At 72.4% G+C, this 21,859-nt stretch carries 26 protein-coding genes and 1 riboswitch; of the genes, 15 read left to right on the top strand and 11 right to left on the bottom strand.

Features of this window, described 5'->3' with window-relative positions; genetic code table 11:
• Window position 1 precedes the first annotated feature (1 nt).
• The 5 genes from ACGFZF_RS25125 to ACGFZF_RS25105 form a co-directional block, all read right to left on the bottom strand.
• A complete protein-coding gene (locus ACGFZF_RS25125) occupies window positions 2-679 on the bottom strand; it encodes an urease accessory protein UreF (protein WP_393557520.1) in 678 nt (225 codons plus the stop codon).
• Complete coding sequence (locus ACGFZF_RS25120) at window positions 679-2,400, bottom strand: urease subunit alpha (protein WP_393557518.1); 1,722 nt, start codon at window positions 2,398-2,400, stop codon at window positions 679-681. Before ACGFZF_RS25120 ends, ACGFZF_RS25125 begins: the two co-directional genes overlap by 1 nt.
• Complete coding sequence (locus tag ACGFZF_RS25115; protein WP_393557516.1) at window positions 2,393-2,743, bottom strand: urease subunit beta; 351 nt, start codon at window positions 2,741-2,743, stop codon at window positions 2,393-2,395. The genes ACGFZF_RS25120 and ACGFZF_RS25115 overlap by 8 nt, the downstream gene beginning before the upstream one ends.
• 17 nt (window positions 2,744-2,760) lie before the next feature.
• Window positions 2,761-3,063, bottom strand: coding sequence for an urease subunit gamma (locus ACGFZF_RS25110; protein WP_393557514.1), 303 nt, complete (start codon window positions 3,061-3,063; stop codon window positions 2,761-2,763).
• A 137-nt stretch (window positions 3,064-3,200) separates the two neighbouring features.
• Window positions 3,201-3,821, bottom strand: coding sequence for a TetR/AcrR family transcriptional regulator (locus tag ACGFZF_RS25105; protein ID WP_147976916.1), 621 nt, complete (start codon window positions 3,819-3,821; stop codon window positions 3,201-3,203).
• A gap of 107 nt (window positions 3,822-3,928) precedes the next feature.
• On the opposite strand from ACGFZF_RS25105, the gene ACGFZF_RS25100 reads away from it, so the two are divergent.
• Window positions 3,929-4,918, top strand: a complete 990-nt coding sequence (locus ACGFZF_RS25100; RefSeq protein ID WP_393557513.1) for an ABC transporter permease — start codon at window positions 3,929-3,931, stop codon at window positions 4,916-4,918.
• Window positions 4,919-5,028: 110 nt separating this feature from the next.
• Here ACGFZF_RS25100 and ACGFZF_RS25095 read toward each other — a convergent pair whose 3' ends face one another.
• Window positions 5,029-5,316 carry a type II toxin-antitoxin system prevent-host-death family antitoxin gene (locus ACGFZF_RS25095; RefSeq protein ID WP_393557511.1) on the bottom strand — a complete coding sequence of 96 codons (288 nt, stop codon included), beginning with the start codon at window positions 5,314-5,316 and terminating at the stop codon, window positions 5,029-5,031.
• A gap of 71 nt (window positions 5,317-5,387) precedes the next feature.
• On the opposite strand from ACGFZF_RS25095, the gene ACGFZF_RS25090 reads away from it, so the two are divergent.
• From ACGFZF_RS25090 to ACGFZF_RS25080, 3 genes are all read left to right on the top strand, one after another.
• On the top strand, window positions 5,388-6,020 hold the full coding sequence (locus ACGFZF_RS25090) for an ATP-dependent Clp protease proteolytic subunit (RefSeq protein ID WP_393557509.1): 633 nt from the start codon (window positions 5,388-5,390) through the stop codon (window positions 6,018-6,020).
• Between the two features lie 7 nt (window positions 6,021-6,027).
• Window positions 6,028-6,333 (top strand): hypothetical protein, encoded by a 306-nt coding sequence (locus tag ACGFZF_RS25085; RefSeq protein WP_393557507.1) that lies wholly within the window; start codon window positions 6,028-6,030, stop codon window positions 6,331-6,333.
• A 314-nt stretch (window positions 6,334-6,647) separates the two neighbouring features.
• Window positions 6,648-6,845: riboswitch (cyclic di-AMP (ydaO/yuaA leader) on the top strand.
• A 3-nt stretch (window positions 6,846-6,848) separates the two neighbouring features.
• Window positions 6,849-7,325: a C40 family peptidase gene (locus ACGFZF_RS25080; protein WP_147976921.1), complete on the top strand. Its 477-nt coding sequence runs from the start codon at window positions 6,849-6,851 to the stop codon at window positions 7,323-7,325.
• A gap of 246 nt (window positions 7,326-7,571) precedes the next feature.
• Here the strand turns inward: ACGFZF_RS25080 and ACGFZF_RS25075 are convergent, their stop codons facing one another.
• Together ACGFZF_RS25075 and ACGFZF_RS25070 are read right to left on the bottom strand one after the other, a co-directional pair.
• Entirely contained in the window at window positions 7,572-8,000 is a 429-nt protein-coding gene (locus ACGFZF_RS25075; RefSeq protein WP_393557505.1) for an ATP-binding protein, read from the bottom strand.
• 218 nt (window positions 8,001-8,218) lie between these two features.
• Window positions 8,219-9,382: an 8-amino-7-oxononanoate synthase gene (locus ACGFZF_RS25070; protein ID WP_393557503.1), complete on the bottom strand. Its 1,164-nt coding sequence runs from the start codon at window positions 9,380-9,382 to the stop codon at window positions 8,219-8,221.
• 144 nt (window positions 9,383-9,526) lie between these two features.
• Between ACGFZF_RS25070 and bioB the strand changes: the two genes are divergently transcribed.
• The 8 genes from bioB to ACGFZF_RS25030 all read left to right on the top strand — a co-directional run bounded on the left by bioB (window position 9,527) and on the right by ACGFZF_RS25030 (window position 17,269).
• Entirely contained in the window at window positions 9,527-10,771 is a 1,245-nt protein-coding gene (bioB, locus tag ACGFZF_RS25065; RefSeq protein WP_393557501.1) for a biotin synthase BioB, read from the top strand.
• Complete coding sequence (locus ACGFZF_RS25060; RefSeq protein ID WP_356779181.1) at window positions 10,764-12,044, top strand: adenosylmethionine--8-amino-7-oxononanoate transaminase; 1,281 nt, start codon at window positions 10,764-10,766, stop codon at window positions 12,042-12,044. Before bioB ends, ACGFZF_RS25060 begins: the two co-directional genes overlap by 8 nt.
• Before the next feature lie 186 nt (window positions 12,045-12,230).
• The gene (bioD, locus tag ACGFZF_RS25055) at window positions 12,231-12,947 is read left to right on the top strand and encodes a dethiobiotin synthase (protein WP_393557498.1); all 717 of its coding nucleotides are present in this window, start codon (window positions 12,231-12,233) and stop codon (window positions 12,945-12,947) included.
• A 19-nt stretch (window positions 12,948-12,966) separates the two neighbouring features.
• Complete coding sequence (locus ACGFZF_RS25050; RefSeq protein WP_393557496.1) at window positions 12,967-13,311, top strand: VOC family protein; 345 nt, start codon at window positions 12,967-12,969, stop codon at window positions 13,309-13,311.
• Window positions 13,312-13,378: 67 nt separating this feature from the next.
• Window positions 13,379-14,044 carry a class I SAM-dependent methyltransferase gene (locus tag ACGFZF_RS25045; RefSeq protein ID WP_393557494.1) on the top strand — a complete coding sequence of 222 codons (666 nt, stop codon included), beginning with the start codon at window positions 13,379-13,381 and terminating at the stop codon, window positions 14,042-14,044.
• 162 nt (window positions 14,045-14,206) lie between these two features.
• Window positions 14,207-14,632 carry a GNAT family N-acetyltransferase gene (locus ACGFZF_RS25040; RefSeq protein WP_356779179.1) on the top strand — a complete coding sequence of 142 codons (426 nt, stop codon included), beginning with the start codon at window positions 14,207-14,209 and terminating at the stop codon, window positions 14,630-14,632.
• Window positions 14,633-14,804: 172 nt separating this feature from the next.
• Complete coding sequence (locus tag ACGFZF_RS25035) at window positions 14,805-16,253, top strand: hemolysin family protein (RefSeq protein WP_393557492.1); 1,449 nt, start codon at window positions 14,805-14,807, stop codon at window positions 16,251-16,253.
• Window positions 16,250-17,269 (top strand): hemolysin family protein, encoded by a 1,020-nt coding sequence (locus tag ACGFZF_RS25030; RefSeq protein ID WP_393557490.1) that lies wholly within the window; start codon window positions 16,250-16,252, stop codon window positions 17,267-17,269. Before ACGFZF_RS25035 ends, ACGFZF_RS25030 begins: the two co-directional genes overlap by 4 nt.
• A 123-nt stretch (window positions 17,270-17,392) precedes the next feature.
• Here ACGFZF_RS25030 and ACGFZF_RS25025 read toward each other — a convergent pair whose 3' ends face one another.
• The gene (locus ACGFZF_RS25025; RefSeq protein ID WP_393557488.1) at window positions 17,393-18,406 is read right to left on the bottom strand and encodes a maleylpyruvate isomerase family mycothiol-dependent enzyme; all 1,014 of its coding nucleotides are present in this window, start codon (window positions 18,404-18,406) and stop codon (window positions 17,393-17,395) included.
• A 61-nt stretch (window positions 18,407-18,467) separates the two neighbouring features.
• Here ACGFZF_RS25025 and ACGFZF_RS25020 point away from each other — a divergent pair, with 61 nt between their 5' ends.
• Window positions 18,468-19,247, top strand: coding sequence for an SGNH/GDSL hydrolase family protein (locus ACGFZF_RS25020; RefSeq protein ID WP_393557486.1), 780 nt, complete (start codon window positions 18,468-18,470; stop codon window positions 19,245-19,247).
• 231 nt (window positions 19,248-19,478) lie between these two features.
• On the opposite strand, the gene xerC is transcribed toward ACGFZF_RS25020, so the two are convergent.
• Both xerC and ACGFZF_RS25010 read right to left on the bottom strand, forming a co-directional pair.
• Window positions 19,479-20,666, bottom strand: coding sequence for a tyrosine recombinase XerC (gene xerC / locus ACGFZF_RS25015; protein ID WP_393557484.1), 1,188 nt, complete (start codon window positions 20,664-20,666; stop codon window positions 19,479-19,481).
• Window positions 20,659-21,240 (bottom strand): helix-turn-helix domain-containing protein, encoded by a 582-nt coding sequence (locus ACGFZF_RS25010; RefSeq protein WP_393557482.1) that lies wholly within the window; start codon window positions 21,238-21,240, stop codon window positions 20,659-20,661. Before ACGFZF_RS25010 ends, xerC begins: the two co-directional genes overlap by 8 nt.
• 129 nt (window positions 21,241-21,369) lie before the next feature.
• Between ACGFZF_RS25010 and ACGFZF_RS25005 the strand changes: the two genes are divergently transcribed.
• Window positions 21,370-21,579 carry a DNA-binding protein gene (locus ACGFZF_RS25005; protein ID WP_393557480.1) on the top strand — a complete coding sequence of 70 codons (210 nt, stop codon included), beginning with the start codon at window positions 21,370-21,372 and terminating at the stop codon, window positions 21,577-21,579.
• Complete coding sequence (locus ACGFZF_RS25000; protein ID WP_393557478.1) at window positions 21,576-21,821, top strand: helix-turn-helix transcriptional regulator; 246 nt, start codon at window positions 21,576-21,578, stop codon at window positions 21,819-21,821. The genes ACGFZF_RS25005 and ACGFZF_RS25000 overlap by 4 nt, the downstream gene beginning before the upstream one ends.
• Window positions 21,822-21,859 lie beyond the last annotated feature (38 nt).

The raw sequence follows: 21,859 nt of genomic DNA, 5'->3' as shown, positions 1-21,859 counted from the left end.
GTCAGGAGGCGAAGAGGCGTACGGGCCAGGCCGCGTGCTGCTCGGCGGTGATGTCGAGCAGGGGGGCGGAGGCCGCGGGCAGGGCGTCGATGCCCTGCCGGGCGGCCGAGGCGGCCTGGGCGGCGATCCGGTCGAGGTCGGGGGCGAGGCGGGCGAGGACCGCGGTGGCCTGGAAGGGGTCGAGTCCGAGGAGACGTACGACCGCGGTGGCGGGACCGCTGACCGTCTCGTACGCGACGCAGGAGGCGGCGTCCTCGGGACCGAGACCGGCGGCGCGGGCCGCCGCGCCGAGCACGACGGGCTGATGGGCGCCGCGCGGGAACGCGGCGGCCAGCGCGTCGAGTTCGGCGCACGGCCAGGCGGCCCGAGCCGCCCGCATCATCTGCCGGCCCAGCCTGCGGGCGGCGGCGCGCAGGGCGGGCGAGGGGGTGCGGGCGTCGGCGGCCGCGTCGAGCTCGGCCGGGTCGAGCCCGAGCGCGGCGGCGGCGGCCAGCGCCGCCGTGGTCAGGCCCGTGGTGTACAGCCGGCCCCGGCAGAAGGCGGCGAGTCCGGCGGCGTCGGTGATCCGTCCGGCCTTCACGGCGGCCTCGGCCCCGCCGGAGTGGGCGTGCCCGCCGGCGGGGAAGCGTCCGTCGGAGAGCACCAGGAGTGCGGCTCGGCCGTTCGTGTGCGTGTCCATCAGAACAGGAAATACCGCTGGGTCATCGGGAGTTCGGCGGCCGGTGCGGGTTCGACCGGGTCGCCGTCGATGGTCACGGTGAAGGTGTCGGCGTCGACCTCGACCCGGGGCATGGCGTCGTTCTCCCGCATGTCGGCCTTGGTGATCCGGCGCGTGCTCCTGATCGCCGTGAACGTCTTCTCCAGGCCGAGACGTTCGGGCAGGTCGTCCTCGATCGCGGCCTGCGAGACGAAGTTGACGGAGTTGGCCGCCGGGGCCCGGCCGAGTGCGCCGAACATCGGCCGGGGCAGGATCGGTTGCGGGGTGGGGATGGAGGCGTTGGCGTCGCCCATCTGCGCGTAGGCGATCTGGCCGCCCTTGAGCACGACCAGCGGCTTCACCCCGAAGAAGGCCGGCTCCCACAGCACCAGGTCGGCGAGTTTGCCGGTCTCGACCGAGCCGATCTCGTGGTCGAGCCCTTGGGCGACCGCCGGGTTGATCGTGTACTTGGCGACGTAGCGGCGGGCCCGGTGGTTGTCGGCGCGGCCGTCGCCGGGGAGGGCGCCTCGGTGCCGTTTCATGACGTGCGCGGTCTGCCAGGTCCGCATGATCACTTCACCGATACGGCCCATGGCCTGGGAGTCGGAGGAGATGATCGAGATGGCGCCGAGGTCGTGGAGGTGGTCCTCGGCGGCGATGGTGGAGGGCCGGATCCGGGATTCGGCGAAGGCGAGGTCCTCCGGCACGGCCGGGTTGAGGTGGTGACAGACCATCAGCATGTCGAGGTGTTCCTCGATGGTGTTGACGGTGTGCGGCCGGGTGGGGTTGGTGGAGCTGGGCAGTATGTGCGGCTCGGAGACGACGGTGATGATGTCCGGCGCGTGCCCGCCGCCCGCACCCTCGGTGTGGTAGGCGTGGATGGTGCGTCCGGCGATGGCGGCGAGCGTGTCGCCGACGAAGCCGGCCTCGTTGAGGGTGTCCGTGTGGATGGCGAGCTGGGCGCCGGTCTCCTCGCAGACGCCCAGGCAGGCGTCGATGACGGCGGGCGTCGCCCCCCAGTCCTCGTGGATCTTGAACCCCAGTGCGCCGCCGCGGAGCTGGGAGTGCATGGCCTCCCGGGACATCGTGTTGCCCTTGCCGAGCAGCCCGATGTTCACCGGGGAGCCCTCCAGCGCCGCGAACATCCGGGCGAGGTGCCACGGGCCCGGGGTGATCGTGGTGGCCTTGGTGCCCTCCGCGGGGCCGGTGCCGCCGCCGACCAGGGTGGTGACACCGGAGGCGAGGGCCTCGTCGACGAGGGTCGGCGAGATGAAGTGGACGTGGGTGTCGACGCCGCCCGCGGTCAGGATCCGTCCGTTGCCGACGATGATCTCGGTCTCCGGGCCGATGACCAGGTCGGGGTGGACGCCGTCCATGGTGTCGGGGTTGCCGGCCTTGCCGATCCCGGTGACGCGGCCGTCGCGGATGCCGATGTCGGCCTTGACGATCCCCCAGTGGTCGATGACCACGGCACCGGTGATCACGGTGTCCGGAGCGCCCTCGGCCCGGGTGGTCCGGGCCTGGCCCATCGACTCGCGGATGACCTTGCCGCCACCGAAGACGGCCTCGTCGCCGGCCCGGCCGGGGCCGCCGGAGCGGTCCTCCTCGATCTCGACGAGCAGGTCGGTGTCGGCGAGCCGGATCCGGTCGCCCGTGGTGGGGCCGAACAGGTCGGCGTAGACGGCGCGGTGCAGCTCAGGCACGGTCGGCCTCCTTCGCCTCGGGGGTCGTCGCCGGGGCGTCGAGCGGTCCGGCGGTCTCTCCGCGCAGTCCGGGGACCACCCGGCGGCCCGCGAGGGGGACGAGTTCGACCTCGACCGGGATGCCGGGCTCGAACCGCACGGCGGTGCCGGCGGCGATGTGCAGCCGGCGGCCGCGGGCGGCCGCACGGTCGAAGTCCAGACCCGGGTTGGCCTCGGCGAAGTGGTAGTGGGAGCCGACCTGGACGGGCCGGTCGGCGGCGTTGAGGACGGTCAGGCGGGTCACGGCGCGCCCCTCGTTGAGGGCGATCGGGCCGTCACCGAGAAGGATCTCTCCGGGAGTCATCGGCGGCGCTCCCCCCGTCACACGATCGGGTCATGGACGGTGACGAGCTTGGTCCCGTCCGGGAAGGTGGCCTCGACCTGGACGTCGTGGATCATCTCGGGGATGCCGGCCATGACGTCGTCGCGGGTGAGCACCTTGCGTCCGCTGGCCATGAGTTCCGCGACGGTGCGGCCGTCGCGGGCGCCCTCCAGGATGTGGGAGGTGATCAGGGCGACGGCCTCGGGGTGGTTGAGCCTCACACCGCGCGCCCTGCGCTTCTCCGCCACGTCCGCCGCCACGTGAATGAGCAGGCGTTCCTGTTCGTGCGGGGTCAGTTGCACTCTTCCACCTCACAGTCGTCCACCGGGGCAGCCCCCGGACAGCAGCGGACCCTACCGATCTTCAACACTCTGTTGAGCTGCGGTGATGGGCCGCCCCGTCGAACTTTGCACGTTAGGGCGGAAGTTTTTCCGGCGCGTTAACTCGGGCTTGGCAGCCGCATGGACATCAGCCCGCGCAGCCCGTCCTCCAGCACCTCGACCGCGACGTCGCCGAACAGGGCCTGCTGGGCGATGAACCCCTGGGCGGTGGCGATGAGGGTGCGCGCGACGTGGTCGGCGGGCACGTCGGCCGCCAGCACCCCGCTCTCGCGGTAGGCGACGACGAGGGTCGACCAGGCCTCGCGCATCCCGTCGTACCCCTCGGAGAGGGTCCGGAACAGCTGCTCGTCGCGCAGTGTCTCGGCCCACACCTGGAGGATGAGACGCGCGAACGCCTGCCGGTCGCCGCCCGGGATCCGCTCCTCGAGGAAGAGCCTCAGCACCGTGCCGAGGAGCACGTCGGGAGTGGGCGGCGGGGTGCTGCGGGACGCCTCCTCGAAGGCGGCGCGGATCCCGGCGAACGCCTCCCCGGCGATGGCCCCGATGAGCTCCTCCTTGCCGCGGAAGTAGCGGTAGACCGCGCCGGCCGAGAGGCCCACCTCGGCCAGCACGTCCTGCATCGACGTGGCGTGGAAGCCGTTGCGGGCGAAGCAGCGCGCGGCGCCGTCGAGGATCTGACGGCGGCGGGCGTCGAGGTGTTCCTGGGAGACACGGGCCATGCCCGAAATCTAAAACGAACATTCATTCTTGACAAGCGGACACGCCGGCGGGACAGTGGGGCAACGGTAAAACGAACGATCCTTCTCTTTGAATCACGAGGTCCGCCATGCCTGCCACCGCCACCCGCAAGACCCTCGCGGTGATGGTGCTGATCCCTGTCGCCGTCGCCCTGGCCCTGTGGGCCTTCGCCTGGCCCGCCGCCCGGACCGCCCCGCGCGACCTGCCGATCGGCGTCGCGGGACCCGCCACCGCCACCGCCCCGCTGGAGCAGCGCCTCACCGCGCACGACGGCGCCTTCGAGGTCCACCGCTACGCCTCGGAGTCCGCCGCCCGTGCCGCGATCGAGGACCGCGTCGTATACGGCGCCGTGGTCGTCACACCGCAGGGCGCCGAGCTGCTGACCGCCTCCGCCGCGAGCCCCGCCGTCGCCGGACTGCTGCGCGAGGCCGTGGCCGCCCAGGCTCCGCCCGGCGCGCCCGTCAAGGTCACCGACGTCGTGCCGACCCCGGCGGGCGACCCGCGGGGCGCCGCGCTCGCCGCGAGCGTGTTCCCGCTCGTCCTGGCGGGCGCCGCCTCCGGCGTGGTCGTGACCATGCTCGGCCTGCGGCGCTCCCGGGCGGCCCTCGCCCTGGTCGGGGCCGCCGCGCTGGCCGGGATCGTCGGAGCCTCGCTCGCCGACGGCTGGCTCGGGGCCCTCGCCGGCGACCCGTGGGCCGAGGCGGGAGTCCTGGGGCTCACCGTCCTGGCGATCGGCTCGGCGCTGGCGGGTCTCGCCGCGCTCCTCGGCAAGCCGGGCCTCGGGCTCGGCGCGCTCCTCATGGTGCTGCTCGGCAACCCGTTCTCGGGCGTGGCCAGCGCTCCGGAACTGCTGCCCTCGCCCGTGGGGACGCTCGGCCAGTGGCTCCCGCCGGGCGCCGGCGGCTCGGCGCTGCGTTCGGTCGCCTTCTTCGACGGCGGCGGCGCGGGCGCGCCGCTGCTGGTCCTCGGCCTCTGGACGGTGGCCGGGCTGGCGGCGGTCCTGGTCGGCGGGCGGCGCGCCACCGCGGCGCGGGTGCCGGAGCCGGCCGCGGCCCCCACCCCGGCGCCGGCAGGCTGACGCCCCTCACATACGGCCGCGTGCCCCCGCTGTAGCGGACGGGGGTACGCGGCTTTCGCGTGTCCGGGCCGCGCGGAACCCGCCGCGGTCAGGTCGCTCGTGACGTCCGGTCAGGCTCCGGGCTCGCGGTGGTGGGCGGCGATACCGAAGCGGCCCTGTTCACCCGGAGCGGACGCGATCGAGCGGACGCGGGAGACGGACGAGACCACCGACTCCTCGGCAGCCGCCTGCTCACGCGCCTCCTCCGCCTCCAGTCGTTCCAGGTCAGCGGCGGAGACGAACGCCACGAGCGGCTTGCCGTGCCGGGTCACGACGACGCGCTCGTCGCCGTACACCACGCGGTTGATCAGGTCGGCGAGCTCTGCGCGTGCTTGCGTCACCGGAATCTCGTAGGCCATGCTCCTCATCTTACGACCTGTACGTCCTGTACATTTTTGACAGAGTCATCCGCTCCGGGAGGCGCCCCACCATGTACCGACCCGACGCCCGCTACGTGCTGCCCGAGTTCACCGAGCGCACCGGCCACGGCACCCGCACCCTCGACCCCTACTCCAAGCTGCTCGACGAGCGGATCGTCTTCCTGGGCACCCCGATCGACGAGACCTCGGCCAACGACGTCATCGCCCAGTTCCTCCACCTGGAGTACGCGGCCCCCGAGCGCGACATCTCCCTCTACATCAACTCCCCCGGCGGCTCCCTCAGCGCGATGTCGGCGATCTACGACACGATGCAGGTCGTCACCTGCGACATCGAGACCACCTGCCTGGGGCAGGCCGCGTCCGGCGCCGCCGTCCTGCTGGCCGCGGGCACCCCCGGCAAGCGGATGGCGCTGCCCGGCGCGCGGATCGTGCTCCAGCAGCCGTCGATGGACGAGCCGGCGCAGGGGCAGCCGAGCGATCTCGACATCCAGGCCAGGGAACTGCTGCGGCTGCGCACGATGGTGGCCGGCATGCTGGCCACCCACACCGGCCGAAGCCGCGAGCGGATCGACGCCGACATCGACCGGACGACGGTCCTCGACGCCGCGGCGGCGACCGCCTACGGACTGGTGGACCACGTCGTCCGCAACCGTGCCGCGTCCGGCGGCGCCGGGGGGCGGTGAGCCGGCCGTGGTCCCCGAACTGCCGCCGCTGCCCGCGCTGACGCGCGCCGAGGGCGAGCTCGTCGACGCCTACCTCGAGGTCGTGGACCTGCTCGGGCGTATCAATCCATCCAGGACATTGCATACTTATGGGGCGTTGCGTGCGGCGCAGGCGCTCGTGGGCAGGGCGACGGCCCTGCGCGACGCGCTGACGACCATGCACCTGCGCGGCGAGAGCGAGGTGCACACCGAGACGCTGGCCCACGCGCTCCGCGTGCTGGACGGGGAACGACGGTCCGGACGGGTCACCGTGTCGGAGCCGCCGTCGAGTTGACATTCAGGCGTGTCGTGTCGAGGTCCGGTCGGCCCAGTGCGACCGCAGAAATCCTCCCCCGTACGGCGTAGTCGACGAATCGACATGTGGCTGGGGCGAGTTGCGCGAGAGGTGCACACATCTGGCGGAATCGGATGTTCCTCCGCTGGTACGAGGCTTGCTGACCACCCTTCGGAAGATCACGAAACCTGCTTGTCCACCCGAATGGATCAGTCGTGAGGAGCCTCACATATCGCCGTTTCAGCTCGGTTTTCGACCGGTTCGTGGGTCAAGATCCCTGACGACGACAAGCCCCCGCCACCGCGGCGGGGCGGTCCGGGCGGACGCCGAGTCCTGCCGCCGTCCCGGATGTCTGGTCGACAGGAGTGGATCGGCAGGAGTGGAGGACCCGAGCAGTACGGAACGGCCGGCCAGTGGGGCCGTTCCTTGGGGTGAAGCCGCAGCCGCGGCCGGGCAACTTCGCCAGTCCGAACCCGACAGGTCATCCTTCACAGGCGGCTGACGAAGGGTTGCGCATGACTGCGCAGATTCATGTCCCGTCCCTGCTGTCCCGGGCCGGAGCCGTCTCGGCTCTCACCCTCGCCGCCGTCGGCGGCACGCTGCTGGCACCAGGTGCAGCGCCGGAGGCCCAGGCCGCCACGACGTACGCCGGCAAGGCGCTGAACGTCGCGGCGTCGAAGAAGGGATCGCCGTACAGGTACGGAGCGAGCGGGCCCACCAGGTTCGACTGCTCGGGGCTCACGCTCTACTCGTACAGGAAGGCGGGCAAGTCGCTGCCCCGAACCGCGCAGCAGCAGTACAACAAGACCCGGCACATCGCCGCCTCCGGCAGGCAGAAGGGCGACCTGGTCTTCTTCCACTCCGGGGGGAGGGTGTACCACGTGGGCATCTACGCCGGCAGCGGCAAGATCTGGCACTCCCCCAAGACCGGCTCCTGGGTGAAGCTCGACCGGATCTGGTCCTCGAAGGTCTACTACGGCCGGGTTCGCTGACACCCTCGCAGGAGACCCTCCCACGGCCTCCTACGACCCCCTGACGGCCGCTCAGGACAGCGGGCGGCCTGCCCGGCGGGTCCCACGACGGGGACCCGCCTCCTGACGAAGGGCGCGACGGCCGACGGGCCGGAGGGTGCGGCGGCGCCGCCGCACCCTCGCACACCGACCGAGGCCCCGTCCGGGCCCCCTAGGGCCTGTCTTCAAAGTAGCGCCGCGAGCCAGGCGGGACTTTGAAGACACCCCCTAGTTCGGGGTCGCCGTCCACGGGAGGTTGATCCAGACGGTCTTGCCGCCCTCGTCGGTCGGCGTGACCGAGAGGCGGCCTCCCGCCTCGGCGGTGAGGATGCGGATGATGACCATGCCCCGGCCGTTGTCCTGCTGGACCGCCGCGGGCAGGCGTCTCGGCCAGCGGGGATAGCTGTCGGTGACACCGATGTGGAGCTGTTCCTCGCGCACCAGACGGACGTCGACGGTGAACGTGGGCGACTGGCCGAAGGTGTGCTGGACGGCATTGGTGGCCAGCTCCGACACGATCAGCCGGACGGTGTCGGCGGTGTCGCTGCCGCCCGCGAGCCCCCATCCGGTCAGGACGTCGGCGACGTACCTCCGGGCTTCGGAGACCGAGGCCGGATCGCTCGGCAGAGTGACGGTTGCTTCCTGGTGATCTGCCATGGCGACGCTGTCCCTTTCCCACCGGGGCCAGCCCCGGATTGCGCTTCGCGCCAGACTGCCACTTCTCGTGCCACCATGAGGGTCGATCCACCAAGATATGCATATATCTATCGCCCGAAGCGGTGAACTCTGCTACAGGCAGGGGATTTTGAGGGCGTGAGGCAGGTGGTGACGCCCGGCACGCGTACGGCGCGGGCGGGAACGGCGGAGCCGGTGCGTCAGGCCGGTGGGGCCGTACGGAGGATCGTCGAGACCGCCTTGCCGATCTCCAGGTCCGTCAGGTCCGCCCGGGCCGTCAGCCGCAGGCGCGAGATGCCGTCGGGCACCGACGGGGGACGGAAGCAGCCGACGGCCAGGCCCTGTTCGCGGCAGTCCGCCGCCCACCGCAGCGCCGCGTCCGGCGACGGGGCGCGTACCGAGACGACGGCCGCGTCCGGGCGCGCGGCGGTCAGGCCCGCCTCGGTGAGCAGCCGGTGCAGGGTGGTGGCGACGGTCCGGGCGCGGCCGGCGAGCGCGGGCTCGTCCTGGATCAGGCGCAGGCCCGCGAGGGCGGCGGCCGCCGCCGCGGGGGCGAGGCCGGTGTCGAAGATGAAGGTCCGGGCCGTGTTGACCAGGTGCTCGATGACGCGGGCCGGACCGAGGACGGCACCGCCCTGGCTGCCCAGTGACTTGGAGAGGGTGAGGGTGGCGACCACGTCGGGGTCGCCCGCGAGGCCGGCCTCGTGCAGCGCGCCCCGGCCGCCGTGGCCGAGGACGCCGAGGCCGTGGGCGTCGTCGACGACGAGCGCCGCGCCGTGTTCACGGCACGCCTCGGCGTGTTCGGCCAGGGGGGCCTTGTCGCCGTCGACGGAGAAGACCGAGTCGCTGACCACGAGGGCCCGGCGGCCGTCGTGGGCGCGCAGCGTCTTGCGCACCGCCTCCGGGTCGACGTGCGGGACGACGGCGGTCTCGGCGCGCGAGAGCCGGCAGCCGTCGACGATCGAGGCGTGGTTGCCCGCGTCCGAGACGATGAGCGCGTCGCGGCCGCTCAACGCGGTGAGCGCGGCGAGATTGGCGGTGTAGCCGGAGGAGAAGACGAGGGCGGCCTCGAAGCCGCAGAACTCGGCGAGTTCGCGTTCGAGCCGGGCGTGCAGCCGGGTGGAGCCGGTGACGAGACGGGAGCCGGTGGAGCCCGCGCCCCAGCGGCGGGCGGCCTCGGCGGCCGCCTCGGTGATCTCCGGGCGCCGTGTCAGGCCGAGGTAGTCGTTGCTCGCCAGGTCGAGGAGCTCCGATTCCGCGGAGCGCGGCCGCAGCGTACGGACGAGCCCGGCGTCCGCTCGCCGGCGCGCCTCGGCTTCGGTCCAGTCGAACGCGGTGCGGCGCGTGTCCTCGTCCCGATGCATGAGGCAGATCCTTTTGTAGGCAGCGCACAGACCCTAACGCTCCGCGGGCAAGGTCAGGGTGTGGCCATGCCCACACATCAAACGGCCTCGTTTGTTCAGTTCCTCCTTGGCCGCGGGGTGTGCGGTAAGCGAGGATCAGCCTTTATGGACCTGCTGAACACGCTGGTGGACAAGGGGCTTCGGCGCGAACTGCCGACCCGTGAAGAAGCGCTCGCCGTGCTGGCGACCTCCGACGACGAACTCCTCGATGTGGTGGCCGCGGCCGGCAAGGTGCGCCGCCAGTGGTTCGGACGCCGGGTGAAGCTCAACTATCTGGTCAATCTGAAGTCCGGGCTGTGCCCCGAGGACTGCTCGTACTGTTCGCAGCGGCTCGGCTCCACGGCCGGGATCCTCAAGTACACCTGGCTGAAGCCCGACGAGGCCTCCGAGGCCGCCGCGGCCGGTGTCGCGGGCGGCGCGAAGCGGGTCTGCCTGGTGGCGAGCGGCCGCGGTCCGACGGACCGGGACGTGGACCGGGTCGGCAAGACCATCGAGGCGATCAAGGAGCAGAACGAGGGCGTCGAGGTCTGCGCGTGCCTCGGTCTGCTCTCGGACGGCCAGGCGGAGCGGCTCCGGGCCGCGGGAGCCGACGCGTACAACCACAACCTGAACACGTCCGAGGGGACGTACGGGGAGATCACGACCACGCACACCTACGCGGACCGCGTGGACACCGTGCAGAAGGCGCACGCCGCCGGTCTGTCGGCGTGCTCCGGTCTGATCGCGGGCATGGGCGAGAGCGACGAGGACCTGGTCGACGTCGTGTACGCGCTGCGCGAGCTCGACTCCGACTCGGTGCCGGTGAACTTCCTGATCCCCTTCGAGGGCACGCCGCTGGCCAAGGAGTGGCACCTCACCCCGCAGCGCTGCCTGCGGATCCTGGCGATGGTCCGCTTCGTCTGCCCCGACGTGGAGGTGCGGATCGCCGGCGGACGCGAGGTGCACCTGCGCTCGATGCAGCCGCTGGCGCTGAACATCGCGAACTCGATCTTCCTGGGCGACTACCTCACCAGTGAGGGGCAGGCCGGTCAGGCCGACCTCGACATGATCGCGGACGCGGGCTTCGAGGTGGAGGGCGCGGGCACGACGACGCTGCCGAGGCACCGTGTCGACGCGGCCGCCGCGGTGGGCGGCTGCGGCTCGCACGCCGAGGCCGGGGCGGGCGGCGGCTGCGGCTCGCACGAGCAGGGCGGCGGTTGCGGCCCGTGCGGCGGGCACGCGGCGCCTGCGGAGGCCGCGCCGGTGGCGGCGGCCGGGTCCGCCGGGGAGGGCGAGGGCCCGAACGCCCGGACCGACCTCGTGGCGGTGCGGCGCCGGGGCGCCGGCACGGACCTCGCGCCGAATGCGTAACAGCGAACTGCTGGCACTGGACCGGGCGCACGTCTGGCATCCGTACGGCCCCATGCCGGGCCGTACGGATCCGCTGGTCGTCGCGTCCGCGTCCGGTGTGCGCCTCGGTCTCGCCGAGCCGGTGCACGGACGGACCGAGCTGATCGACGGCATGTCCTCGTGGTGGTCGGCCATCCACGGCTACAACCACCCCGTGCTGAACGAGGCGGCGCGCGACCAGCTGGACCGGATGAGCCACGTCATGTTCGGCGGGCTCACCCACGAGCCGGCCGTCCGGCTGGCCGCCCGGCTGGTGGAGATCACCCCCGGTCCGCTCCGGCACGTCTTCCTCAGCGACTCGGGTTCCGTCGCCGTCGAGGTCGCGGCCAAGATGTGCCTGCAGTACTGGCGCTCGGTGGGCCGGCCGGGCAAGCACCGGCTGTTCACCTGGCGCGGCGGGTACCACGGGGACACCTGGACGCCGATGTCGGTGTGCGATCCCGAGGGCGGGATGCACGACCTCTGGTCGGGCGTGCTCCAGAAGCAGGTGTTCGTCGACGCGCCGCCCGCCGAGTACGACGAGGCGTACGCGGAGCTGCTCCGCGAGCGGATCGGGCAGCACGCGGAGGAGCTGGCCGCGGTCATCGTGGAGCCGGTGGTGCAGGGTGCCGGAGGCATGCGCTTCCACGCTCCCGAGTACCTGCGGGTCCTGCGCGAGGCGTGCGACGAGCACGACGTCCTGCTGGTCCTCGACGAGATCGCCACCGGCTTCGGCCGCACGGGCGCGCTGTTCGCCGCGGACCACGTCGGCGTCGCGCCGGACGTCATGTGTGTCGGCAAGGCCCTGACCGGCGGTTACCTGTCGATGGCGGCGACGCTGTGCACCTCGCGGGTCGCCGACGGCATCTCGCGCGGCGAGGTCCCGGTCCTGGCGCACGGCCCCACGTTCATGGGCAATCCGCTGGCCGCGGCGGTGGCCTGTGCCTCGATCGACCTGCTGCTGTCCCAGGACTGGGCGGTCGAGGTCAAGCGGATCGAGGCGGGACTCCGGGAGGGGCTCGCGGCGGCGGCCGACGTGCCCGGTGTACGGGACGTGCGGGTGCTCGGCGCGATCGGTGTCGTGCAGCTCGACCACGAGATCGACATGGCGGCGGCCACGGAGGCGGCGGTGCGGGCGGGCGTGTGGCTGCGGCCGTTCCGCGACCTGATCTACACCATGCCGCCCTTCGTGACCGGCGACGCGGACGTGGCCCGTATCTGCGAGGCGGTCCGCGCGGCGGCCGCGGCGGGCTGACCGCTTCCGCCCCGGAGCGAGGCGGGGGCGCGGATCTCGGTGCGAATCCGGGGTCCGCGCCCCGGCACAACGGGCCGTCCGGAGGCCGGGGCCGTACGACGGCGCCCGGTGACCGGCTCCGGCCGATCGGTACTTCGCCCGCCGCCCGTGCGTGGCGGCGGGTCCTCGGAAAGGACGCAGCACACCATGACCGTCATCGTCGTCAGCGGTACGGGTACGGAGATCGGGAAGACGATCGTGACCGCCGCGGTGGCCGCCGCGGCCACCGCGACCGGACGTTCGGTGGCCGTGCTCAAGCCGGCGCAGACCGGACTCGAGCCCGGCGAACGCGGGGACGCGGACGAGGCCGTCCGGCTCTCCGGCGCCGCCGCGTCGGTCGAACTGGCCCGTTTCCCGGAGCCGTTGGCGCCCGCCACGGCCGCCCGGCGGGCGGGGATGGCGCCGGTGGGCCCGTCGGAGATCGCCGCCGCCGCCTCGAAACTCGCCGCGGAGCACGATCTCGTCCTGGTGGAGGGAGCCGGCGGGCTCCTCGTCCGCCTCGACGCGGACGGCGGCACGCTCGCCGACGTGGCCCGGCTGCTGGACGCACCGGTCCTGGTGGTGACGCCGGCCGGGCTCGGCACCCTCAACTCCACCACCCTGACCGCCGAGGCGCTCCGGGCGCGCGGCGTCGCGCAGCTCGGCGTGGTGGTCGGCAGCTGGCCGGCCGCCCCGGACCTGGCCGAACGCTGCAACCTGACGGACCTGCCCGAGGCGGCCGGCGGGCCGCTGCTCGGGGCCGTACCGGCGGGCGCGGGCGCGCTCGAGCCGGCGGCGTTCCGCGTGGCGGCGCGGACCTGGCTCGCCCCGGCACTGGGCGGCGAATGGGACGCGGATTCCTTCTCCTCGGCGCACCGGGCGTGATCTCCGTAGGCTGAGGGCCATGCGCGCACACGTTCAGGAGATGGTCTTCGACTGCGCCGACCCCGCGGCCCTGGTGCGCTTCTGGGCCGGGCTGCTGGGCGGGACTCCGGTGGACCGGGGTCCCGACTGGTCGTACGTCGACCCGCCGGAGTTCGTCCGGCTCGCCTTCCAGCGGGTCCCCGAGGGCAAGACGGCGAAGAACCGGGTCCACCTGGATCTGGAGGTGGCCGCCGTGGCCGCGGCGGCCGACGAGGCGACCGGGCTCGGAGCGGTGCGGAGCGGCGGGATCGTCACGGACGAACAGGGTTCCTTCCAGGTGATGCGCGACCCGGAGGGCAACGAGTTCTGCTTCGTGACGGGCTGATCGGGGCGGTACGGGGCAGAATCACCCCGTCCGTGTCCGCGCTCCCGCGCGTCGGAGGAGGTCCGCGATGTCACCGCGTACGACCCGGGTTCCCCGGGACGCCGTCCACCATCCGCTCTTCGCCCGCTTCTACGCACGTTTCAGCGTCTCCGCCGACGACAAGGGCGGCGTCGCCGCCCTCCGGGCGGAGCTGCTGGCCGGACTGTCGGGCCGGGTCATCGAGGTCGGGGCCGGGAACGGGCTGAACTTCGCGCACTACCCCGGCACCGTGTCCGAGGTGGTGGCCGTCGAACCGGAGCGACATCTGCGCCGTCTGGCGGTGGAGGCCGGGCGGCGCGCCGAGGTCCCGGTGGACGTGGCGCCGGGTGCGGCGGAGGCGCTGCCGGTCAAGAGCGAGGCCTTCGACGCGGCGGTGGCCTCCCTGGTGCTGTGCACCGTCCGCGACGTGCCGAGGGCGCTCGCGGAGCTGCATCGGGTCCTGCGTCCGGGCGGCGAACTCCGCTTCTTCGAGCACGGTCTGGCTCCGGGGCGGGGCATGGCGCGGACTCAGCGGGCGCTGGACCGCACGGTGTGGCCGCTGCTGTTCGGCGGGTGCCACACGGCGCGCGATCCGCTGGCGGCGATCGAGGCGGCGGGCTTCGAGCCGACGGCGTACCGCACGTTCACGGTTCCGGAGGGCGGGCCCCGGCTGCCGTCGTCGTTCTGTGTGCTGGGCACGGCGCGAAAGGTTTGAGGCGACGGGCCCGGGGGCGCGCCGCCGGGTCGGGGTGGTCGCGGCGACGGAGGCCGGCCCCGGAGTACGGCCGCGCAGACACCCTGCCGCGACGGCACCCGCCCTGCCCGGATGGCGAAACGCGGTCGACGGCCGCCCGGGGCCGGTGGTGGGATGCGGCCCATGACCGAACCGCGCATCCGCGCCGCCGTGGCGGCCGACCTCGACGACGTGCTCGCCTTCTGGAAGCTCGCCGCCGAGGGGACCAGCATCAGCGACGACCGCGACGGGATCGAGCGGCTCGTCGCCCGCGATCCCGAGGCCCTGATCCTCGCGGAGCACGACGGTGAGCTCGTCGGCACCGTCATCGCCGGGTTCGACGGCTGGCGGTGTCACCTCTACCGGCTCGCTGTGCACCCCGACCACCGCCGGCGGGGGGTGGGCGGCGCGCTGCTCGCGGCGGCCGAGGAGCACTTCGTACGGCTCGGGGGCCGGCGGGTGGACGCGATGGTGCTCGACCGCAACGAGCTCGGGCAGCATGCCTGGCGGGCGGCCTCCTACGGGCCGCAGGACCAGTGGACCCGCTGGGTGAAGCCGCTCACGGGCTGATCGCAACCCTGCTTTGCCCATCCTTTACCATGGGTGCTTCCTCTTCCACGACGACCGAAAGGTGTGAGCGTCCGCCCATGGGCGAGCCTCCCAGTAGCGCGCTGCGACACGACCGGGACCGACATCGAGCGATCCTCCTCCCCCTGACTGATCATGGGACGGAGGTGAACCGATGACCGAAGTGCTCCTGCTCCTCGTGGCAGTGTTGCTGTCGCTCGCCTGCGGCGCCTTCGTCGCGGCCGAGTTCTCGCTGACCACGGTCGAGCGCGGCGAGCTCGAAGCCGCCGTCGAGCGGGGTGAGCGCGGTGCGGCGAGCGCGCTCAAGGCCGTCAAGACGCTCACCTTCCAGCTCTCCGGCGCTCAGCTCGGCATCACCGTCACCAACCTGGTCGTCGGCATGCTCTCCGAACCGTCGATCGCCGCCCTGATCCGGGGGCCGGTGGAGGACCTCGGGTTCTCCCCCGCGGTCGCCTCCTCGGTGGCCCTGGTCATCGGCACCGCGCTGTCCACCGTCGTCCTGATGGTCGTCGGCGAGCTGGTCCCCAAGAACTGGGCGATCTCCTCCCCGCTGGCGGTGGCCAAGGTGGTGGCGACTCCGCAGCGGGTCTTCACCGCCGCCTTCCGGCCGCTGATCAGCCATCTGAACAACACCGCCAACCGGATCGTGCACCGGTTCGGGCTGGAGCCGGCCGAGGAGCTGGCGTCCGCCCGCTCTCCGCAGGAGCTGGTGGCGCTGGCCCGGCACTCCGCGAAGGAGGGCGCGCTGGAGGCGGACACCGCGGAGCTGTTCGTCCGGACCCTGAACCTCGCCGAGCTGACCGCGGAGAACGTGATGACCCCGCGCGTCCAGGTCACGGCGCTGGAGGTGCAGGCCACGGCCGAGGACGTCGCCAACGCGACCCGCGCGACCGGTCTGTCCCGCTTCCCCGTCTACCGGGGAAGCCTCGACGCGGTCGTCGGGATCGCCCACATCAAGGACGTCCTGGCCATACCGGCCGAGGACCGGCCGCGCCGGCGGATCGGCGACATCCTGCGCGAGCCGCTGCTGGTGCCGGAGACGCTGACCGTGGACAAGCTCCTGGACCGGCTCTCCGGCCGGCAGACGATGGCGGTCGTGATCGACGAGTACGGCGGCACGGCCGGCGTGGCGACTCTCGAGGACATCGTCGAGGAGGTCGTCGGCGAGGTCCGCGACGAGCACGATCCGCACGAGACCCCGGACCTGGCGCGGGCGGGTGCCGACACGGAGGGGCGCGAGCTCTGGTCCGCGGACGGCGCCGCCCGAACCGACCAGCTGGAGGCGATCGGCCTGCGGGTGCCCGACGGCCCCTACGAGACGCTGGCGGGCGTGATCGCCACGGAGCTGGGCCGGATCCCTGCCGTCGGGGACAGCGTGGAGCTCGCCGGCTGGCGGCTCGACGTGGTGGACGCCACCGGTCGGCGCGCGGCGCGGGTGCTGATGCACGCGCCGCCGGACGAGCCGGACGACGACGCGGACCTCGGCGTGCGCGACGGCTCGGCGGACGGCGGATCGGGCGGCACCGGCAGGTCCCGGACGGACCGCCGGACGGACCGCCGGACGGACGACCGGACGGACGAGAACGGGGAGGCGGGACGATGATCGCGATCCAGTTGCTGATCGGTCTGCTGACCCTGGTCGTGAACGCCTTCTTCGTCGGCGCGGAGTTCGCCCTGATCTCGGTGCGCCGCAGTCAGATCGAGCCGCAGGCGGAGGAGGGCAACCGACGGGCGCGCAGCGTCCTGTGGGGCCTGGAGCACGTCTCGGCGCTGCTCGCCGCGGCCCAGCTCGGCATCACGCTCTGCACCCTGGTGCTGGGCATCGTCGCCGAGCCGGCGATCGCCCACCTGCTGGAGCCGGTCTTCGACGCGATCGGCGTGCCGCACGGCCTGGTGCACCCGATCTCGTTCGTGATCGCGCTGTCCCTGGCGACCTATCTGCACATGCTGCTCGGCGAGATGGTCCCGAAGAACGTCGCACTGGCCGAGCCGGTCCGTACGGCGCTGATCCTCGGCCCGCCGCTGGTGACGGTCGCCCGGGCGCTGCGCCCGGTGATCTTCGCGATCAACGCCTTCGCGAACACCCTGCTCAAGCTGCTGCGGGTGGAGGTCAAGAACGAGGTGTCGGCGACGTTCTCGGACGACGAGCTGGCCCGGATGGTCACCGATTCGGGTGTGGCCGGTCTGCTCGACGACCGGGCCGCGGAGCGGCTGCACGACGCCCTGGAGCTGGGCCGCCGTCCGGTCCGGGACGTGGTCATGCCGGTGGAGAAGGTCGTGTACGCCGCGGTGGGGACGACGCCCGAGGAGCTGGAGGCGCTCTCGGCGCGATCCGGTTTCTCCCGCTTCCCGGTGGTGGACTCGGACCGCGGGATCATGGGCTACCTCCATGTGAAGGACGCTCTGGACGTCACCCCGCGCGATCTGCCGTTCCCGGTCTCGGCCCTGCGGCCGATCGCCCGGGTCCGGGCGGCCTCGCCGATGGACGACGTCCTGACCGCGATGCGGCGCGGACGCACCCATCTCGCGGCGGTCCTGGGCGAGGACGGCAAGCTGGCCGGCCTCGTCACGATGGAGGACGTGCTGCGGGAGCTGGTGGGCCGCCCGGCGGCGCCGTGACGGCGGGCCGGTACGCGCCCCCCGTGTGAGGCGTTGGCAGCGCGACGGGACCCGGCCCCCCGCGGGGGGCCGGGTCCCGTCGGCCGTCCGGAAGTCCGGCGCGGGGCGCTGTGCCCCGCGCCGTCACAGAGCGGTCGCCGCGACCCAGGCGTCCAGCAGCGTGCGGTCGCCCGAGGCGGTGAGGCACGGGTCCTCGGCGCCGCGGCGCCCGTACAGGAACAGGAGCAGGTCCGCGGCGGCTCCCTCGACGGCGGCCGAGGCCTCGCTCTCGCCGCGCCGGTGCCAGGTGAAGCCGCCGCCGCCGAGGACGACGGTCCAGGCCGCGCCGGTGTCGGTGGCGGTCAGACGGATGCTCGTCCCGTCGCGGTCGAGTCGGGCGACCTGTTCGGCGGCCCCGGGAAGGTAGGGCAGGTTCTCCAGGAACGCGTCGATCCCGTCGGCCGCCGTGCCGGGCGCGAGGCCGGGCTCGCGCCCGAGGGCGAGTTCGGCGTCGGCGAGGTGGACGACGGTCTCGAAGAGCACGTGGCGCGGGAAGTAGCGGACGTGCGGGTCGGCACCCGGGGACCAGACGGGGGTCCCGGGGTCGGCGGCGCGCAGGGCGGCCAGGGCCGTCTCGGCACCGGCCGCCAGCCAGTCGGGCAGACCGGCCGGTCCCGCCGGCAGGTCGAGGGGGACCTCCGCGGCCCGCACCCGGGTGGTCGCCCCGGTACGGACGAGGTGCTCCGTCCACCGGTGCACGGTGCCCACGTGCCGTACGAGGTCGGCGAGCGTCCAGCCGGGGCAGGTCGGGACGGGCGTGGCGGGGTCGGCGTGCCGGACGGTCTCGACGAGGCGTCGCGTGTGCCGCTCGACCGCGTCGCACGCGGCCCCGTGCGCGTCCTCGGTCAGGCCGAAGCCCTCGGAGACCTTCAGCATCCGCTCGCGCCAGGCACCGGGCGGCCGGCGGAGCGCGGCCTCGCGGAAGAGCCGGTCGAGGGTGTGCCGCTCGGCGACGGGGAGCCTGTTCAGCAGGTACCCCGTGCTCTCCAGCCACGTCACGGCGGTGTCCGGGGCGAGGGTGTCCCCGTCGCAGGTCTCGACGACCGTCACCAGTTCGGCCAGCGCCTCGGCCAGCGTGTTCTCGAGCGTGTCGCTCACGGTCTCCCCTCCCGGGCTCCGACGGCCCGAGAGCCATACCGTTCGGTATGATCGCACCGCCATGGAGATGAATGCCACCTACACAAGTCTTGTCGCCGTCGGCGACAGCTTCACCGAGGGTATGTCGGACCGACTGCCGGACGGTTCCTACCGGGGATGGGCCGACCTCCTCGCGAAGCGTCTCGCGGCGCGTACCCCGGAATTCCGATATGCGAACCTCGCCGTCCGCGGAAAGCTCATCGGCCAGATCGTCGACGAACAGGTCGACGTGGCCGCCGACATGAAGGCGGACGTGGTCACGCTGGTCGGCGGGCTCAACGACACGTTGCGGCCGCGATGTGACATGGGTCGCGTGCGGGGCCTGCTGACCGAGGCGGTCGAACGGCTGGCCCCGTCCTGCGGGCGGCTGGTCCTGATGCGCAGCCCGGGACGCAACGGCCCCGTCATGGAGCGCTTCCGGCCACGCATGGAGGAGCTCTTCGCCCATGTCGACGAACTCGCCGCACGCCACGGGGCCCTGGTGGTCGACCTGTACGGCCCGCCCGCGCTCGGCGACCCGCGGATGTGGGACGTCGACCGCCTGCACCTCACCGACGAGGGACACCGGCGGGTGGCGGAGGCCGTCTGGCAGGGCCTGGGCCTGGCCGCCGAGAGCGACTGGACGACCCCGCTGCCCGCGGCGGCGCCTCCCCGGTGGGTGACCCGCCGGGTCGACGACGCCCGCTTCGCCAGGGAGTACCTCGGTCCCTGGATCGGCCGGCGCCTGACCGGCCGCTCCTCCGGGGACGGCCGCCCGGCCAAGCGCCCGGAGCTGCTGCCCTTCGAACCGCCGGGGGTGTGAGAAGCGCCCCACCGGCGACGCGGGACGCGGGCGACGGCACCCGGGTGGGGTGTCGGGCGCCCCGACCGGCGACCGGAGTGACGGGCGTCTCGTAGCAAGAGACGAAGACGGCCGTGTCACTGGCCTGCAGAAACCGCCAGTAGAATCTGGTCACTGTTATACGGGGAAGAACGTTAGCGCAGGTCAGGCGCTAAAAGTGAGACGTCGGAGGAGATCCTTTCTCACAATCTCTCACACCAGGGCTTTGCGGTCCCCACCGTGGAACGCGTCCAGGGCCTCGGCGGCGGCGCGCATGTCCTCGGCTTCGATGGACACGTACTTCCGCTTGGTGAAGGCCGCGTTCGTGTGGCCGGCCCAAGCCGCGAGGATGACGTCGGGGACCCCAGACAGGGCCAGGGCCTTCAGAACCGCATGGCGCGCGTCATACAGCCGCACGCGCCGGAGTCCGAGCGTGGCCATGAGGGCGTAGGTGTGCTCGCGCAGCTGGCGAGTGTTCCGCGGGACGCCCAGCTCGTCGACGACGACGTACCCGCTGTCTGTGTACGCCTCGCCTGCGGCCCGCCTCTCCTCGACCTGCTGCTCACGGAGCCGACGCAGGGCCTCCCATGGGGCACGCGGAAGCGGCAGAGACCGCTCGCCGGACGCCGTCTTGGTGTCCTTCTCGAGGACGCGATGGTTGCCGACCATCGTCCGCGTGACGGTGATGGACAGGATGCCGGCCTCGAGGTCGATGTCCGTCCAGCGCTGCCCGCAGACCTCCGCCGGCCGCAGCCCCATCAGTGACAACAGGAGCGGGGCGAAAAGCCGATCCTCAGTGATGCCGCGCACGAACGTCTGCACCTCGGCAACGGTCCACGGCTCGACTCTGGTGCGCTCCCGCTTGTCAGTCTTCTTGTCGGCCAGCGAGACGCGCACGTACTGGGCAGGGTTCACGGAGATGAGCTTGCGGACGACGGCCCGGCCGAGCGCTTCCTTGAGCCGAGTCAGCATGCCGTCGACGGTCGACACGGCCAGGCGCGTGCCAGGCGCGCCACCCTTCCTGCGGCCGACGGTCACCACCTCATCGACGAAGTCCTGCAGCTGGGTCTCGGTGAGCTCCTGCAGCCGGACGTGGCCGAGGCGCTCGACGGCGTGGACCAGGGCGAGCCGATACGTGCGGATCGTCGTCTCCTCGACGTCGCGCCGCTTGTACTCCAGCCACTGCTCCAACCACTCCCCCAACGTGATCTTGTTGGGAACGATCAATGTCCCGGCCGCACGCTGCGCCAGGACCCGATCGCGCTCGGCCCCACATTCCTTCTTGGTGTCCTTGGTGATTGTGAGCTGCAGCCGCTTGCCGTTCTCGTCGTGCCCGGCGTCGACCACTACGCGGTAGCGCACCTTGCCGCCCCGCAGCACGATGCGCTTCGGTTCAGCCATCCCCGCCCACCTCGAACGCCTCGGGGTCCAGCTCCTTCAGCCTGTCCAGGCTGGCTCCTCCGATGCTGGCCAGGAGTTCGTACTTGCGGCGAGCCTGCTGCAGCTCCTCCGGGCCCCGCTCGCCCCTCAGGATCAGGTGGCTGGGCTCACGAAGCCACTGAGGCTTACCGAAAAGCTGATACTCGAGCATCTGAGTCTGTTCGATGCCCGGCGTGAGGATGAGTGGCCGCTGGCCGTTTGCCCACGCCCACGCTTCAGCTGCCGGCGCATGGCCACCGCCGGTCACCTCGACGTCATCGTCCGCCCGCACAGTCATGGGCAGCAGAAGCGCGGATGGTGAGACTCCGAAGACGGCGGCGAATGCGGCGAGCTCGTCGGCGGTGACAACGCGCTCCGCCTTCTCCATGCGCGTGATTCCGGAGGCGGGAACGGCCCGTCCGGCGCGCTCCAGTGCTGCGGAGAGCTGGCGAGTCGTCAGACCTCGACGCTCCCGCAGTCGAGCGATGTTCGCCGCCACGGCGCGGCCCGTCGGTCCTACTTCGATCGCGCGTCGGCCGCGCTGCTGCTCTGCCATAGGGATCAGATTAAGCAACAGCCTTGACCTTGTTGTGGTCCCGGTGTCGGGTGCTACAGTCTCCATAGGTGCAGTATAGGAACACTTGCTGCACATAAGCAACGCATGTTCCCGAAAGGAGTTCGGTCCGTGGAGGAAGAGTTCCTGTCGTCCAAGCAAGTCGCCCAGGAGTACCCGGTTCTCGGCACGACTTCGGCGCTGGCAGAGCGGCGGTGGCGAGGAGAGGGGCCCGAGTACATCAAGACCGGCAAGGGGCGCGGCGGACGCGTCTTCTACCGGCGCAGCGCCATCGAGAAGTTCCTCGCCGAGTGCACCGTGACCACCAGGAGCGCGGCGTGAAGAAGCCTGCACAGCCGACGCTCGCTGACATCCGCAAGTGGCCGGCCACAGTGAGCGTGCCCGAAGCGGCGCGCGCCATCGGCTGCAGCGCCAGTCACCTGCGGGACCGGGTCAAGCGTGGCGATTCGCCCGTGAAGACCATTCCGCTCGGCGCCCGACACGTCGTCGTCACCGCCGACCTGGTGCGGCTCCTCTCAGGAGAGCCGAGCGGCGGCGGCCAGAAGGACCCGGAGGCGGCGTGACCCAGAACGCAGAAATGGCCCGAGGGCTAGTCGGGCCA

This window comes from Streptomyces sp. NPDC048338, assembly GCF_043201055.1.
Lineage (GTDB): Bacteria > Actinomycetota > Actinomycetes > Streptomycetales > Streptomycetaceae > Streptomyces.
This window is presented reverse-complemented; position numbering and strand designations above follow the sequence as displayed.

Coding starts and splice junctions, on each gene's coding strand:
- ACGFZF_RS25125 (WP_393557520.1), bottom strand. CDS start 679: ATGGACACGCACACGAACGGCCGAGCCGCACTCCTGGTGCTCTCCGAC.
- ACGFZF_RS25115 (WP_393557516.1), bottom strand. CDS start 2,743: ATGACTCCCGGAGAGATCCTTCTCGGTGACGGCCCGATCGCCCTCAAC.
- ACGFZF_RS25105 (WP_147976916.1), bottom strand. CDS start 3,821: ATGGCCCGTGTCTCCCAGGAACACCTCGACGCCCGCCGCCGTCAGATC.
- ACGFZF_RS25100 (WP_393557513.1), top strand. CDS start 3,929: ATGCCTGCCACCGCCACCCGCAAGACCCTCGCGGTGATGGTGCTGATC.
- ACGFZF_RS25095 (WP_393557511.1), bottom strand. CDS start 5,316: ATGGCCTACGAGATTCCGGTGACGCAAGCACGCGCAGAGCTCGCCGAC.
- ACGFZF_RS25090 (WP_393557509.1), top strand. CDS start 5,388: ATGTACCGACCCGACGCCCGCTACGTGCTGCCCGAGTTCACCGAGCGC.
- ACGFZF_RS25080 (WP_147976921.1), top strand. CDS start 6,849: ATGACTGCGCAGATTCATGTCCCGTCCCTGCTGTCCCGGGCCGGAGCC.
- ACGFZF_RS25075 (WP_393557505.1), bottom strand. CDS start 8,000: ATGGCAGATCACCAGGAAGCAACCGTCACTCTGCCGAGCGATCCGGCC.
- ACGFZF_RS25070 (WP_393557503.1), bottom strand. CDS start 9,382: ATGCATCGGGACGAGGACACGCGCCGCACCGCGTTCGACTGGACCGAA.
- bioB (WP_393557501.1), top strand. CDS start 9,527: ATGGACCTGCTGAACACGCTGGTGGACAAGGGGCTTCGGCGCGAACTG.
- ACGFZF_RS25060 (WP_356779181.1), top strand. CDS start 10,764: ATGCGTAACAGCGAACTGCTGGCACTGGACCGGGCGCACGTCTGGCAT.
- bioD (WP_393557498.1), top strand. CDS start 12,231: ATGACCGTCATCGTCGTCAGCGGTACGGGTACGGAGATCGGGAAGACG.
- ACGFZF_RS25050 (WP_393557496.1), top strand. CDS start 12,967: ATGCGCGCACACGTTCAGGAGATGGTCTTCGACTGCGCCGACCCCGCG.
- ACGFZF_RS25045 (WP_393557494.1), top strand. CDS start 13,379: ATGTCACCGCGTACGACCCGGGTTCCCCGGGACGCCGTCCACCATCCG.
- ACGFZF_RS25040 (WP_356779179.1), top strand. CDS start 14,207: ATGACCGAACCGCGCATCCGCGCCGCCGTGGCGGCCGACCTCGACGAC.
- ACGFZF_RS25035 (WP_393557492.1), top strand. CDS start 14,805: ATGACCGAAGTGCTCCTGCTCCTCGTGGCAGTGTTGCTGTCGCTCGCC.
- ACGFZF_RS25030 (WP_393557490.1), top strand. CDS start 16,250: ATGATCGCGATCCAGTTGCTGATCGGTCTGCTGACCCTGGTCGTGAAC.
- ACGFZF_RS25020 (WP_393557486.1), top strand. CDS start 18,468: ATGGAGATGAATGCCACCTACACAAGTCTTGTCGCCGTCGGCGACAGC.
- xerC (WP_393557484.1), bottom strand. CDS start 20,666: ATGGCTGAACCGAAGCGCATCGTGCTGCGGGGCGGCAAGGTGCGCTAC.
- ACGFZF_RS25010 (WP_393557482.1), bottom strand. CDS start 21,240: ATGGCAGAGCAGCAGCGCGGCCGACGCGCGATCGAAGTAGGACCGACG.